Origin of the sequence: Cypionkella sp. TWP1-2-1b2, assembly GCF_049896245.1 — a bacterium.
GTDB lineage: Bacteria > Pseudomonadota > Alphaproteobacteria > Rhodobacterales > Rhodobacteraceae > Cypionkella.
Window position 1 is genome coordinate 1 of the sequence record NZ_JAFCTX010000064.1, and the last position, 13127, is coordinate 13127.

General features: G+C 60.7%; 15 protein-coding genes. 11 read left to right on the plus strand and 4 right to left on the minus strand.

Annotated elements, in window-relative coordinates; translation table 11 throughout:
- Positions 1 to 80 precede the first annotated feature (80 nt).
- Positions 81 to 716 carry a hypothetical protein gene (locus ACP7AP_RS23055; RefSeq protein ID WP_426038107.1) on the plus strand — a complete coding sequence of 212 codons (636 nt, stop codon included), beginning with the start codon at positions 81 to 83 and terminating at the stop codon, positions 714 to 716.
- Positions 717 to 742: 26 nt separating this feature from the next.
- Here ACP7AP_RS23055 and ACP7AP_RS23060 read toward each other — a convergent pair whose 3' ends face one another.
- Positions 743 to 1384 carry a TetR family transcriptional regulator gene (locus ACP7AP_RS23060; RefSeq protein WP_426038109.1) on the minus strand — a complete coding sequence of 214 codons (642 nt, stop codon included), beginning with the start codon at positions 1382 to 1384 and terminating at the stop codon, positions 743 to 745.
- Between the two features lie 78 nt (positions 1385 to 1462).
- On the opposite strand from ACP7AP_RS23060, the gene ACP7AP_RS23065 reads away from it, so the two are divergent.
- The 9 genes from ACP7AP_RS23065 to ACP7AP_RS23105 are packed head-to-tail and all read left to right on the plus strand — an operon-like array spanning position 1463 to position 10038.
- Positions 1463 to 2623 carry an aromatic ring-hydroxylating oxygenase subunit alpha gene (locus tag ACP7AP_RS23065; protein WP_426038111.1) on the plus strand — a complete coding sequence of 387 codons (1161 nt, stop codon included), beginning with the start codon at positions 1463 to 1465 and terminating at the stop codon, positions 2621 to 2623.
- Positions 2620 to 3837, plus strand: coding sequence for an aromatic ring-hydroxylating oxygenase subunit alpha (locus ACP7AP_RS23070; protein ID WP_426038113.1), 1218 nt, complete (start codon positions 2620 to 2622; stop codon positions 3835 to 3837). The genes ACP7AP_RS23065 and ACP7AP_RS23070 overlap by 4 nt, the downstream gene beginning before the upstream one ends.
- Before the next feature lie 34 nt (positions 3838 to 3871).
- Positions 3872 to 4972, plus strand: coding sequence for a polyamine ABC transporter substrate-binding protein (locus tag ACP7AP_RS23075; RefSeq protein WP_426038115.1), 1101 nt, complete (start codon positions 3872 to 3874; stop codon positions 4970 to 4972).
- A gap of 1 nt (position 4973) precedes the next feature.
- Positions 4974 to 6080 (plus strand): ABC transporter ATP-binding protein, encoded by a 1107-nt coding sequence (locus ACP7AP_RS23080; protein ID WP_426038117.1) that lies wholly within the window; start codon positions 4974 to 4976, stop codon positions 6078 to 6080.
- Positions 6080 to 6997, plus strand: a complete 918-nt coding sequence (locus ACP7AP_RS23085) for an ABC transporter permease (protein ID WP_426038119.1) — start codon at positions 6080 to 6082, stop codon at positions 6995 to 6997. The genes ACP7AP_RS23080 and ACP7AP_RS23085 overlap by 1 nt, the downstream gene beginning before the upstream one ends.
- Entirely contained in the window at positions 6994 to 7833 is an 840-nt protein-coding gene (locus ACP7AP_RS23090) for an ABC transporter permease subunit (protein WP_426038121.1), read from the plus strand. The genes ACP7AP_RS23085 and ACP7AP_RS23090 overlap by 4 nt, the downstream gene beginning before the upstream one ends.
- The gene (locus tag ACP7AP_RS23095) at positions 7826 to 8032 is read left to right on the plus strand and encodes a hypothetical protein (protein WP_426038123.1); all 207 of its coding nucleotides are present in this window, start codon (positions 7826 to 7828) and stop codon (positions 8030 to 8032) included. Before ACP7AP_RS23090 ends, ACP7AP_RS23095 begins: the two co-directional genes overlap by 8 nt.
- On the plus strand, positions 8029 to 9651 hold the full coding sequence (locus ACP7AP_RS23100) for an amidohydrolase (protein ID WP_426038125.1): 1623 nt from the start codon (positions 8029 to 8031) through the stop codon (positions 9649 to 9651). The genes ACP7AP_RS23095 and ACP7AP_RS23100 overlap by 4 nt, the downstream gene beginning before the upstream one ends.
- Positions 9652 to 9663: 12 nt before the next feature.
- Positions 9664 to 10038: a cupin domain-containing protein gene (locus ACP7AP_RS23105; RefSeq protein WP_426038127.1), complete on the plus strand. Its 375-nt coding sequence runs from the start codon at positions 9664 to 9666 to the stop codon at positions 10036 to 10038.
- Between the two features lies 1 nt (position 10039).
- Here the strand turns inward: ACP7AP_RS23105 and ACP7AP_RS23110 are convergent, their stop codons facing one another.
- Genes ACP7AP_RS23110 through ACP7AP_RS23120 form a run of 3 tightly spaced genes read right to left on the minus strand, consistent with a single transcriptional unit; the run spans position 10040 to position 12860 of the window.
- Positions 10040 to 11095 (minus strand): FecCD family ABC transporter permease, encoded by a 1056-nt coding sequence (locus tag ACP7AP_RS23110; protein WP_426038129.1) that lies wholly within the window; start codon positions 11093 to 11095, stop codon positions 10040 to 10042.
- A gap of 58 nt (positions 11096 to 11153) precedes the next feature.
- Positions 11154 to 12083 (minus strand): ABC transporter substrate-binding protein, encoded by a 930-nt coding sequence (locus tag ACP7AP_RS23115; protein ID WP_426038131.1) that lies wholly within the window; start codon positions 12081 to 12083, stop codon positions 11154 to 11156.
- Positions 12084 to 12092: 9 nt separating this feature from the next.
- Positions 12093 to 12860, minus strand: coding sequence for an ABC transporter ATP-binding protein (locus ACP7AP_RS23120; protein WP_426038133.1), 768 nt, complete (start codon positions 12858 to 12860; stop codon positions 12093 to 12095).
- Between ACP7AP_RS23120 and ACP7AP_RS23125 the strand changes: the two genes are divergently transcribed.
- Positions 12860 to 12997 (plus strand): hypothetical protein, encoded by a 138-nt coding sequence (locus tag ACP7AP_RS23125; protein ID WP_426038135.1) that lies wholly within the window; start codon positions 12860 to 12862, stop codon positions 12995 to 12997. The genes ACP7AP_RS23120 and ACP7AP_RS23125 overlap by 1 nt on opposite strands.
- The last annotated feature ends 130 nt before the right edge of the window (positions 12998 to 13127 follow it).

Consider the following 13127-nt stretch of genomic DNA (forward strand, 5'->3'; position numbering starts at 1 on the left):
GTCTGCGCGATGCGAACCGCATCCCGCTTGAACTCGTCGCTGTGTATCGCTGCCATATCCGGTCTCCTTGATGGCGAGTATTGCTCTCAAAAGACCGGAACGAAACCGGGACAGGTCCAATCAATGGTATCGGGGACGCCATTATCATTGAGACTTACATCGACGCCCTCTCGCAACGGGAGGGTGACGAGGTGCTCGCGTTCGTTACCCACAACACCCACGACTTCAGCCAAAAGGGTGCGGACACGCGCCTACCACACCCCGATCTCGAAGTGCTCTTTGATGCGACGCACTCGCGATATTCAACTAATCTTGGCGCGCTCCTGAATGAGTACGCTAGCGACTTGATCGAAGAGATCACATTTGACCGTGAGTACAGCCAACAGGCTCGGGCGCTCTCTGAACTGATTGAGGCCGAGGATAAGCTGACCACGCAGATCTGGTATGGCCGCAAGTGGGGCATCATCGACGCTGTCAAGGGCGGCAGGCAGAAGCGGGTTTCTAGGGAGGTCTGGAAGGCAGGCACACCCGAGCAGCGGCAAGCCATGATCGTCGATGAGATATGGGACGGAATGATCGCCGCCATGAAGTCCGCAGAAGAACATTATCCCGATGAGCTAGGCCCGTGGACTGATTTCGAGTGGGGTATGCTCAGCGGCAAGCTGTCCGCAATCCGTTGGGTTCTCGGCGATGAATGGGACATGCTGGACACTTGAAAAGCTAGGATGTTGGTCGATAGCCCCTACAACAACCCCGCCGCCCCGAAATGCCTTGGAAAAAACGCCATGGCGGCGGCGTGGACGGTTTGCAGGGCCTCGGTCGCCGAGTAGGGTTCGCGGGTGGAGATCAGGTCGACCCAGACGCCTTCGGAGGTGACGCGCAGGACGCGGGAGATCAGGATCGGGTGGCCGGGGTAGCGACCCTCGCGGAGCAGCGCGGTGCAGACCTGTTCCAGTTTGGCGATGTAGAGGCGGTCGTTTTCGCCGCATTTGGCTTGGTAGAGCGGGCGGGATTGCGCCTCGCCCCAGAACGACAGCCATGCGGACAGGCGGGCGGGGGTGCAGATTGCGGGTTCGAAATCGGCGCGGATCAGGGCGTCGAGTTGATGGGCGGGCGCGGGGCCGGCGGCGGCGAGGGCGGCGTCCCAGTTCTGGCGGTATTCGTCAGAGAGATAGCCGAGGGTTTCGGCCAGCAGCGCGTCTTTGGTCTGGAAATGGAAATTCACCAAGCCGTGCGAGATGCCCGCCTTGCGCGCCACATCGGTGAGGGTGGCGCGGGCGTAGCCCTGTTCGGCCAGCACGTCGATGGTGGCCTCAATCACTTGGGCGCGGCGGGTTTCGCGCGACAGTTTGCGCGGCGGGGGGGTGGTTGGGGCGTGGTTCATGGCGCTTTCTTAGCTGAAATATCGCTTTTGGTAAGCTACACAAATTCTGATTGACAGACCAGTCAGAATCTTGCGAGCATGAGGAAACAGCACTGGTTTGCCATGACTCAGGTCTCGCCTTCACCTTCGCCACGTCTGGAGTTCTGCCCTGCGGCGCTGCCGGGAGCGGTTTATGCCGATGCGGATTGGTATGCGCGCGAGATGGCATCGGTGTTCGCGCAGAACTGGATTTGCGTCGGGCGGCTGGAGGATTTTGGCGGCGGCACGATGCGGCGGATGCAGGTGGGGGCTGCGGATGTGATTGTGTGTCGGGCGGTGGAGGGTGCGGTTTCGGCGTTTCACAATACCTGTCGGCATCGCGGGTCGGAGTTGTGCCGCGAGGCGGTGGAGCCGTTGGGCAGGCTGATCCGCTGCCCCTATCACGCCTTTGCTTATGCGGCGGATGATGGGCGGCTGGTGGCAACCGGCCATGCGGTGCCTACCGTGAATTTTGACCGGGCCGCGCATGGGTTGCTGGCGGTGGCATCGCGGGTTTGGGCGGGGTTTTTGTTTCTGAATACGGGCGACGCCACGCGTGATCTGCTGGCGGATGTGGATTTGGCCGTGCTGGACCATTGGCCGATGGATGCTTTGGTGACGGGGCATCTCTGGCGGACCGAGATTGCATGTAACTGGAAGGTCTTTTGGGAAAATTACTCGGAATGTCTGCATTGTCCGGGGATACATCCTGAATTGTGTGACCTCGTGCCGATCTATGGGCAGGGGATTATGGCGGCGTCGGAGGCTGTCGGATGGGCGGGGGAAGTGCCTTCGGGGAATCTCAAGCTGGGGGCGAAAAGTTGGACGCCGAGCGGGGCGGCGTGTGGGCCAGTGTTTGCGGGGTTGACGGAGGCCGAGCGGGCGGCGGGGTATCAGTTCGTCACGTTTTGGCCGACGGCTTATGTGGTGGCGCATGTCGATCATGTGCGCTCGGTGCGGATCGTGCCACTGTCTCCCACAAGGACGGCGCTGGTGGTGGAATGGTATTTCTCGCCCGAAACGCTCGCGCAGCCGGGGTTTGATGCGGCGGAGGTGGCCAGCTTCGCCAAGATCGTGCTGCGGCAGGATGGCTGCGCGGCAGAGATGAACCAGCGGGGGATGCTGTCGCCCGCTTATCGCGGTGGCACGTTGATGCCCGAGGAATATGAGATTCACCGCTTTCACCAATGGCTTTTACAAGAAATGGAGGTCAGCCGATGACCCAACATGATGCAGCCAGCATGACGATTCCGAATGATTGGGATCGCCGGGGGCTTCCGGCCTGGACCTATCATTCCGAGGCAATGTTTGCGCTGGAGCGTGACAAGCTGTTCCTGACGCATTGGCAGGTGGTGGGGCATTTGAACGATGTGGCCAACCCCGGCGATTGGCTGGCGTTTGACCTTTTGGGCGAACGCGCAGTGGTGATGCGGGGGCAGGATGGCGTGGTGCGGGCGTTTCACAACCTGTGTAGGCATCGCGGCGCGCGGGTGGTGGATGGCGAGAAGGGCCATTGCAAGGGCGCGCTGGTCTGCCCGTTTCATGGCTGGGTTTATAATCTCGATGGGTCTTTGCGGGGGGCGGCGCAGCCGAGCAGTTTCGGCGGGTTGGATCGGGAGCAGTTTGGGCTAAAGCCGATTGAGATGGAGATTTTCCACGGCTTTATCTTCATCCGGTTTTTCCCCGGCCCGCAGCCTGCGGTGGCGGAAATGCTCGCCCCCTATGCCGCCGATTTCGCGGGTTATCGCAGCGAGGGCGTGTTGCCCTTGGATATGCCGCATTGGGCGACCGATCTGCCGGTGAACTGGAAATCGGTGCGCGATGTGGATAACGAGGGCTACCATGTGCCGATGGCGCATCCGGCGTTGCAGGATCTGTATGGCCGGACCTACCGCGATCTGCATCTCGATGGTGGGCTGAATGTGTCAATCGGCAGCTTTGGTGATGCCCCGGCGCGGCGCTGGTCGGTGAAGATGTATCTGGCGCTGGCCGAGCGGCAGGCTTGGTTGCCGGAACATTTGCAGACGGTGTGGACCTATTACGGGCTGTTCCCCAATGCGGTTTTCGCGTTCACCCCGGAATCAGTGCAGTATTATCAGGAAATCCCGATCTCGCCCGGCAAGACGCGGGTCACGGGGCGGATTTACCGACAGCCGGTGGAAAGCAGGCAGATGAAGGCGGCGCGGTATCTGGCGTATCGGATTGACCGGGATACCTCGGCTGAGGATCAGCAACTGTCGATCTGGTCAAACGAGTCGATGCTGTCCACCGCGTTTGAGGGCTTTCATCTCTCGGACCTCGAATACGGGCTAAAGCGGCACCATGACAGCCTGCGGGCGCTGATGCCGGTGATGAATTTGGCAAAGCCTCCACCCGAGGCGGAAATTGCAAGCCGCAATGATGAATTGATTTGCCAGACCAAGGTGCAGGGTTAACCTGCATGACAGCCATAAAATCAGGGAGACGGCCATGACACTGACACGGCGCCACGCGCTTGGACTGCTTGGCGGCACATTGGCCGCGCCCTATGCCCGTCCGTCTTGGGCGCAGGCTTTGAGCGTGAATGTCTATAACTGGTCGGATTACATCGGCGAAACCACGCTGGCGGATTTTGAAAAAGAGACCGGGGTCGGTGTGGTCTATGATCTTTACGCCTCGGCCGAGGAGATGCAGGCCAAGATGCTGGCAGGATCGACCGGCTATGATGTGGTGCTGATGTCGAGCCTGAAGCTGGCAAGTTTTATCACTGCCGGGGTGTATCAGAAGCCTGATCGCGCCAAGCTGACCAACTGGGCCAATCTGGACCCGGCGATCTTGAAGATCGTTGAGGGCTTTGATCCGGGCAACCTTTATGGGGTGCCCTATATGTGGGGCTCGGTTGGCTTTACGTTTAATATGGATATGGTGAAGGAACGGCTGCCGGATGCGGATTTGTCGGATTTGGGCACGTTGCTGAATCCGGAAAATGCCGCCAAGCTGGCGGATTGCGGGATATCCCTGCTGGATAGCCCGACCGATTTCGGCTTCATGGTGCTGAGTTATCTAGGCTTAGATGCGAGTTCGGCGCGGGAACCGGAATATCGCAAGATGGCGGACGCGGTGGCACCGATCCGGCAATATGTTTCCACGTTTGATAATGCCAACTACCTGAATACGCTGCCGAATGGCGAGATTTGCATGGCGAATACCTGGTCAGGCGATTACGGCGTGGCGAAAACGCGGGCGGCAGAGGCGGGGATCAAGATTGACCTGCAATATTTCGTGCCGAAAACCGGCGCTCCGGCTTGGTTTGACAACTGGTGCATCCCGACGGATGCGCCGAATGTCGAAGGCGCGCATAAGTTTATTGACTACCTGCTGCGGCCCGATGTGATTGCCGCCTGCACCAATTTCACCGGATATGCCAATGCCAACAAGGCTGCGACGGCTTTGGTCGATCCTGCGATCACCGGCGACCCTGCGGTTTACCCGGATGCGGAAACCCTCAAACGCCTCTACACCCCCGCGCCGCAATCCGAGGAGCAGGATCGCGAGATCACCCGGATCTGGGCTGAGATCAAGGCGGGTTAAGGTGGCTGATCCGTTCATTCGTATCGAGGGCGTGTCGAAATCCTTTGGCACGTTTCAGGCCGTGCAAGACGTATCGCTGACCGTGGCGCAGGGCGAGATTTTCTCGCTTTTGGGCGGGTCGGGCTGCGGTAAGACGACATTGCTGCGGATGCTGGCGGGATTTGAAGAACCCAGCGCGGGTAGTATTTTCATCGACGGGCAGGATATGGCGGGCGTGCCGCCGTGGCAGCGCCCGGTGCATATGATGTTCCAAAGCTATGCCTTGTTCCCGCACATGAGTGTCGAGAAGAACGTCGGTTACGGGCTGAAGCACGAGAATATGACGGCAGCCCAGCGCAAGGCGCGCGTGGCCGAGATGCTGGAGCTGGTGCAGTTGACGCCGTTCGGGCATCGCAAACCGCATCAGATTTCCGGCGGGCAACGGCAGCGGGTGGCCTTGGCGCGGGCTTTGGCGCGGCAGCCGAAGCTGTTGTTGCTGGATGAACCTTTGGCCGCTTTGGATAAAAAGCTGCGCGAGCATACCCAGTTTGAACTGATGTCTATTCAGGAACGCACGGGTGTGACCTTCATCGTGGTGACGCATGATCAGGAAGAAGCGATGACGCTTTCGGACCGGATTGCAGTGATGGACAAGGGTCGGGTTCGCCAAGTCGGTGCGCCGACTGAGGTGTATGAATACCCGAACTCGCGGTTTGTGGCGGGGTTTATCGGCTCGATCACCGCGTTTCCCGCCAAGGTTTCGGCGCTGGCTAGCGATGTGGCGACGGTAGCGGTTGCGGCGTTTCAAGGCGAGGTGCAGGCGCGGGCGGTGCCGGGGTTGAGCGTGGGGCAAGAGGTGACGCTGGCGGTGCGGCCCGAGAAGCTGGTGATCAGTCAGGCGCGGCCAGAGGCCGAGAATGTGCCAGAAGCCTTGAATATTATAGCCGGGCAGGTCAAGGATTTGGCCTATTTTGGCAAGGATAGTCTTTATCGCATCACTTTGCCCTCGGGCGAGTTGATCTCGGTGCATTCGGTCAACGCAGGCCGTTCTGCGGGTGGGCGACCAGATTGGGACGACAAGGTTTACCTCAGCTTCGCGCCGAGTGCCGCGATTTTGCTGGTGGAATGATGCGCAACCGGATCGCGCAATGGCTTCAGGGGCGCGGCTATCGCGGGGTGATCATCGGTCTGCCCTATCTCTGGCTACTGCTGTTTTTCTTCATCCCGTTTCTGCTGGTGCTGGCGATTTCCTTTGGCAGCCGCACGCCGACAGCACCCCCCTTTGGCTATGGCGGCGCGCATCCGTGGATCAGCTTTGTCGGCTATGCGCGGCTGTTCCATGATGATCTGTATATCCGGGCGTTTCTGGTTTCCCTCAGCAATGCCGGGGTGGCAACGGTGTTATGCCTGCTGCTCGGCTATCCGATGTCACTGGCTTTGACGCGGGTATCGGCGAGTTGGCGTAACATCCTGCTGATGCTGGTGATTCTGCCGTTCTGGACCTCTTTCCTGCTGCGGGTTTATGCGTGGATGGGGTTGATGGGCAAAAATTCTTGGTTCAATGGCCTGCTGACCGATGCCTATAACCTGCTGACACCCGCCACATGGCATCTGTCCAGCATCCCAATGATGCACAGCAATTTCGCGGTGGTTCTGGTGATGGTCTACACCTACCTGCCGTTCATGATCCTGCCGCTTTATGCCAATCTGGAACGGCTTGATCCCGTGCTGGACGAAGCCGCGATGGACCTTGGCTCGCGCCCGTTCCGGGTGTTTCTGGACGTGACTTTGCCGCAATCTGTGCCGGGGATCATCGCAGGCGCGATGCTGGTGTTCATTCCGGCGGCGGGGGAGTTGGTTATTCCGACCTTAGTAGGCGATGCATCCAGCCCGATGATCGGGCGGGTGATTGCGGATGAGTTTTCTTCGGCCTCAGACTGGCCGATGGCGGCTTCGGTGGCGATTGCGCTCTTGTTGCTGATGGTCGGGCCGATGATGCTGTACACGCATTATCAATCGAAGGCCGAAGCGGGGGAGGAGCCATGAGACGCCGCCCCGTGTTCCTGATCACCGTGATGTGCTTTGGCTTTGCGTTCTTCTACATCCCGATCCTGTCGATGATGGTCTATTCGTTCAACGGATCGCGGCTGGCGACGGTCTGGGGTGGGTTTTCGACCAAGTGGTATGTCTCGCTGCTGTCGAACAAGCAGGTCGGCGCGGCCCTGCTGTTGTCGCTGAAAATCGCGGTCACGTCAGCCACGGCGGCGACAATCCTTGGCACGATGGCGGGCATAACCCTCGCACGGTTTCGGCGGTTCAAGGGGCGGACGTTGTTCTCGGGCCTCGTGACAGCACCTCTGATCATGCCCGAGGTCATCACCGGAATCTCGTCCCTGATGCTGTTCATCCTGATGGCGAAATTCCTCGGCTGGCCGTCGGCGCGCGGCTTCACCACCGTAACGCTGGCGCATATCACCTTCTCGATGGTGTTCGTGACCACGATCATCCAATCGCGGATGCTGCAAGCTGATCGCGCGATTGAGGAAGCCGCGATGGATTTGGGATCGAAACCTTGGGCGGTGCTGTTTGACGTGACCCTGCCGGTGATCTTTCCGGCGATCCTGTCGGGCTGGCTGTTGGCGTTTACCATTTCGCTGGATGATGTGGTGATCACGTCCTTCACCACCGGGCCGGGCAACACCACCTTGCCGCTGCTGATCTGGTCAAAGGTCAAGCTGGGGGTGACGCCGGATATCAATGCGTTGGCGACGCTGACGGTTTTGGTGGTGGGTGTCGGCGTGGCTTTGGCCGGGTATCTGCTGAACCGATCCGAGAAGCGGCGCGACGCGGATGCGCGATTGGCGTATCGCACCAATGACTAGCGCGCTGCACACGCCTTTGGGCCTGCCCGGATCGGGACGCCAGCGCTATGCAGCGGCGATGACGTTGTATCAGGCGGGGGTGATTTCCGAAGCGGTGTTGGAGGTGTACCGGATATGCTCGCCCCTTGACGCGCAAGATCCTGTATCGTTGCTGGTGGAACGGCGGCTGCCTTTGCCGCCGGGAGTGGGGGAGCGATGACTGAAACATTGATATACAACGCGCGCGTGCGCACGATGGACCCGGCTTGTCCGATGGCAGAAGCCATCCTGCTGCGCGACGGGCTGGTGGTGGCGCTGGGTGATGCGGCAGAGCTTGGCGCACGGGCCGGAGCGCGGCGGATTGATGCGGGCGGGCGGCTGGTGCTGCCGGGGTTTCAGGATGCGCATATCCATTTGCTGAACGGCGGCACGGATTTGGTCGAGACGGCGCAGTTGTATGATTGCGTGACGCTGGCCGAAATTAAGGCGGTGATGGCAGATCATGCGGCGGCGCAATCTGGGCCGATGATCTGGGGTGCAGGCTGGCAATGCGGGTTCTTTGGTGACCACAACGTGACGCGAGAGTGCCTTGATGCGGTGGTGCCGGATCGGCCTTGCCTGATCTACGACGGCAATTTTCACAACGCCTGTTTGAACTCGGCAGCTTTGGCGATGATCGGCGTGGGGGCAGATACGCCGGACCCGTTGAATGGCCATATCGTTAGGGATGCGCGCGGGGTGGCGACAGGGATGCTGCATGAGGAGGCGATCAACTGGGCCACTTCCCGACTGCCGCAGACGGGTGATGATGTGCGCAGGCGGGGATTGCGGGCGGGGCAGGCTTTGGCCAACAAGCACGGCATCACCGGGGTGATTGATCCGTGGATTCTCGATCATCACGCGCGGATTTACAGCGGGGCGCTGGCACAGGATGCGTTGACGCTGCGGGTGGCGGGCGCTTGCCTCGTGACGGCTGCCGATACGGTAGAGACGATGATGACCCGCCTGCGCAGCCTGCGGGCGGCGCATGGCGGGCAGGATTTCCATCTGAACGCGGCGAAGTTTTTCCTTGATGGCGGGTTGGAGAACCGCACAGCGGCGATGCTGGCACCCTATGCCGATACGGCGGGAGGCAATGCGCCGCTGATGTTCCCGCAAGATAAGATCGACGCGATGTTCACCGCTTTGGACGCAGAGCGGTTTCAAATCCACGTCCATTGCATCGGCGATGCCGCCACCCATGCCGCGCTGAACGGGTTTGCGGCGGCGCGGGCGGCGAATGGGGCTTGGCCCTCACTGCATCAGATTGCGCATTGTCAGGTGGTGGACCCGGCTGATTTTCCACGCTTTGCTGCCCTAGGGGTGATGGCGAACCTGCAACCTTTGTGGGCCTGCAATGATCCGATCATCCCGGATGAAACCATGCTGATGATCGGTGCAGATCGCGCGGAGCAAACCTATGCGTTCCGCTCCTTGATCGACGCAGGCTCGCCCTATTGCATCAATTCGGATTGGGCGGTGACGACGCTGAACCCGTTTGAGATCATCGGCACCGCTGTCACCCGCGAACCGCCACGGGCGCGCGGCGTGGCAGAACCGTTCTTCCCGGATGAGCGCCTGACGGTGGCCGAGGCGGTTTTGGGCTATACCACCCATGCCGCAGCCGCCTGCTGGCGCGGGCACTACACCGGGGCGCTGAAGCCGGGATATTCCGCCGATCTGATCGTGCTCGACCGCGATATCTACTCGGTTCACCCCTATGCGATTGCCGAAACTCGGGTGCTGGTGACCCTGTTCAAAGGCCGTGAAGTCTACCGCGCGCCGCATTTTTCCAACTGAAAGGCTGCTGAGATGACCCTGCAAATGAAACCGATTGACGCGGGCGACCGCCGGATTGCCAATATCCACACCGCGAAGTTTGAAGAATTTGTCTACCCGGATGGCCTCGCGCTGGGCGATGCGATCTTGCAGCATGATACCGATTTGCCTTTGGGCACCGGCTTTCACGTCTACCGGATGCCTGCGGGGATGACGACGCGCAGCCACCGCCACATGGGGCATGAGCAGTTCCTGATCCTTGAGGGCGAGTTGATTGAAAGCGACGGCACGGTGTTTCGTGCGGGCGATTTGGTGTTTTATGCCGACGGCACCGAGCATAATTCGCATACTCCGAACGGTTGCCTGCTGGCGGTGCATATCGCCGGGCCAGAGCAGCCGCTGGAATAGGTTAGCTGCGGCGGGCCATCAACCAGACAAAGAACAGCCCGCCCGTCAGCCCCGTGACGATGCCAATCGGCATATCCTCGGGGGCCATGACGATGCGGGCAATGGTATCGGCGCATGTCAGGAAAATCGCGCCGAACAGCGCCGATAGTGGCAGCACGCGGGCGTTGTCGCCGCCGACGATCAGGCGCACCAGATGCGGCATCATCAGGCCGACAAAGCCGATGATGCCGGAGAAGGCCACCATCACTCCGGTGATCAACGCCCCTGCGACAAAGACAGACAGGCGAAAGCGGGCGATGGGGATGCCGAGCGAGCTTGCGGTTTCATCGCCCAAGCTCATCGCGTTCAGATCAGGCGCGCGGTGCCAAAGCCACAGGCCGGTAGGGATCAGCACGGCAAGGGGGAACAAAAGGTGTGGCCATTGTGCGAGGCCAAATCCGCCGAGCATCCAGAACACAACGGTATGGGTGGCGCGGGGATCGCCAAGGAAGATCAATATGTTCGCGCCCGCCATGATGATGAAACTGACGGCAACCCCTGCCAAGACCAAACGGTCGGCAGAGGTAGCGCTGGCGAATTGGGCGATGCCGAGGACAAGGGCGGTGGCCGCCAAGGCTCCGGCAAAGACCAGCAGTGGGACGGTCAGCAGGCCCAGAAACATGCCGGTATGCATCAGCGCAAGGATGGCCCCGAACGCACCGCCGGAGGATATGCCCAGCAGATGCGGATCGGCGAGGGGGTTGCGGGTGACGGCTTGCAGCGCGGCTCCGGTCAAGCCCAAACCTGCACCGACGAGGGCCGCAAGCACGGCGCGGGGAAAGCGGATGTCCCAGACGATGGCCTCACGGCCTTGGCTCCAGGTGACGGGGAGGGTGTCGGGGGCAAGGTGATTGACGGCGACGCCCCAGACGGTGGCCAGCGGGATCGGCACCGCACCGATAGAAACCGCCAGCAGGATCGACAGCAGCAACGCCCCCAGCCCGGCCAGCGAAAACGCGGTGCGGCGGGACAGATGCCAGACGGTTGTGGCGGTGGTGGTTTGCGTAAGATCTGCCATTGTCCTGCCCTTCAAGGCCGTTCGCGCCGAGGGTTTGCCCCCGGCGCGCGTTAAGCCGTTACTTCGCCGCGAAACCCGCGACGAGCTTTTCCACCGCTTTGATATTGCGCGGGCCGGGGGTGGCCTCGACATAGTCCAGCACCACAAAGCGGTTATTTTTCACCGCATCAATGCCCGCAAAAGCCGGATTGCCCTTCATATAGGCGATCTTCTGTTCTGCTGTCACATCGCCGTAGTTGACGATGACGATAACCTGCGGATTACGTTCCACCACAGGCTCCCACGCCACGGTGGCCCAGCTTTTGTCCAGATCATCCATGATGTTGACGCCGCCCGCAGCCTCGAGCAGCGCGGTGGGCATGGCGTATTTGCCTGCGGTGAAGGGGGTATCCTCGCCGCTGTCGTAGACGAAGATGCGCAGCGGGTTGGTGTGATCAACGCCCTTGGTGATCTCGGCCAGCTGCGCTTTGTAGCCATCGACCAGCGTCTTCGCCTTATCTTCGATGCCGAAGATCAGGCCAAGGTTCAGGATGTCGTTATACATATCCTCCATGCTGCTTTTCGCCTTCGCCCCAACGAAAATACAGCTTTCGGTCAGCTCGTAGGTCTTGATGCCCAACGGCTGCAGCGTCTCGGGCGTCACCTCGCCGCCGACCTTCATGCCGTAATTCCAGCCCGCGAAGAAGAAGTCGGCATCGGCCCCGGCCAGCACCTCTTTGGTGGGGTATTTCGCCGAGAGTTCCGGCAACTCAGCCACGCCTTCGCGCATTTCAGGGTCGAGGGTTTTCCAGCCGGAAATGCCAGTATAGCCGACCATATGATCGCGCAGGCCCAGCACCAGCATCATCTCGGTCAGGTTTACATCGTTGGAAATAGCAGCGTTGGGGGCGGACTCAAAAGTCACCTCGCGGTTGCAACTTTTCACCGTGACAGGGAAAGCGGCGGCTGTCGTGGCGGACAGCAGCAAGGCGATCAGGGCAAGTTTCATGGGGAAATCCTACAGATGAAAGGAAAAGCGCGGCGAGGCACCAGAACGGTCGATGCGCGCGGTGACGTTGAAGGCGGTGGCGATGTGACGCTCGGACAGCGCCAGATCTGGCGGGCCGTCCGACAGCACGCGACCCTCGGCCAGCACCAACACCCGGTCGGCGAATTGTGCGGCGAGGGTCAGATCATGCAGGGTGCAGATCACCGTCAGGCCAAGACCGCGCAGCAGCGCCAGCAGTTCAAGCTGGTGGCGGATGTCGAGATGGTTGGTCGGCTCGTCCAAGATCAGCACACGCGGCTCCTGCGCCAAGGCGCGAGCGACCATGACGCGCTGTTTCTCGCCGCCCGAGAGGGTGCCAAAGGCGTGGTCGGCGAAGCGATCAAGGTCTAGGCGGGTCAGCGCAGCACTGATCATCTCGGCATCGCGCAGGCTGGCGGCGGCAAAGCCCGCGCGATGTGGCAAGCGGCCCAGCGCCACAATCTGCCGCGCGGTCAGGGCGAAATCCGTGGGCTGTTCTTGCAGCACGGCGGCGACCAGACGGGCGGTTTCGCGGGCCGAATGTAGCCAGATATCGCGGCCCATCAGACTGACGGTGCCTTTTCGGGGCGCGACATAGCGGTAAAGCATCCGCAGCAATGACGATTTCCCCGCACCATTCGCGCCGCAAATCGCCATCACCTCGCCCTCGGCCATGGCAAAACTGATATCGGTTAGAATATCGGGCCTGCGTGGTGGCCCCCAGCACAGCCCACGCGCTTCAAGAATGGGTTGGGTCATTGGCAAACGCCTTCCCCGGTGACGATCATCGCGGCGGGGATGCGGGCAAGGGTGGCGGCTGCCAGTTTGCCGGGGCGATCTTCCGCGCGGCACCAGCCATCTTCAAGCCGCTGATAAAGCGTGGCAAAATCGACTAGAGCAAGTCGCAGTTCATATGATTCAGGCTTCCCATCTTGGACGGTTTCTGATTCCCTGATCTTTCCAGATATAGGGGATCGAGATGGGCAAATCACATCCTATGGAGCTTCGCAGCCGGGTTGTAGCGTT

Coding starts and splice junctions, on each gene's coding strand:
- ACP7AP_RS23060 (WP_426038109.1), bottom strand. CDS start 1,384: ATGAACCACGCCCCAACCACCCCCCCGCCGCGCAAACTGTCGCGCGAA.
- ACP7AP_RS23065 (WP_426038111.1), top strand. CDS start 1,463: ATGAGGAAACAGCACTGGTTTGCCATGACTCAGGTCTCGCCTTCACCT.
- ACP7AP_RS23070 (WP_426038113.1), top strand. CDS start 2,620: ATGACCCAACATGATGCAGCCAGCATGACGATTCCGAATGATTGGGAT.
- ACP7AP_RS23075 (WP_426038115.1), top strand. CDS start 3,872: ATGACACTGACACGGCGCCACGCGCTTGGACTGCTTGGCGGCACATTG.
- ACP7AP_RS23085 (WP_426038119.1), top strand. CDS start 6,080: ATGCGCAACCGGATCGCGCAATGGCTTCAGGGGCGCGGCTATCGCGGG.
- ACP7AP_RS23090 (WP_426038121.1), top strand. CDS start 6,994: ATGAGACGCCGCCCCGTGTTCCTGATCACCGTGATGTGCTTTGGCTTT.
- ACP7AP_RS23095 (WP_426038123.1), top strand. CDS start 7,826: ATGACTAGCGCGCTGCACACGCCTTTGGGCCTGCCCGGATCGGGACGC.
- ACP7AP_RS23100 (WP_426038125.1), top strand. CDS start 8,029: ATGACTGAAACATTGATATACAACGCGCGCGTGCGCACGATGGACCCG.
- ACP7AP_RS23105 (WP_426038127.1), top strand. CDS start 9,664: ATGACCCTGCAAATGAAACCGATTGACGCGGGCGACCGCCGGATTGCC.
- ACP7AP_RS23110 (WP_426038129.1), bottom strand. CDS start 11,095: ATGGCAGATCTTACGCAAACCACCACCGCCACAACCGTCTGGCATCTG.
- ACP7AP_RS23115 (WP_426038131.1), bottom strand. CDS start 12,083: ATGAAACTTGCCCTGATCGCCTTGCTGCTGTCCGCCACGACAGCCGCC.
- ACP7AP_RS23120 (WP_426038133.1), bottom strand. CDS start 12,860: ATGACCCAACCCATTCTTGAAGCGCGTGGGCTGTGCTGGGGGCCACCA.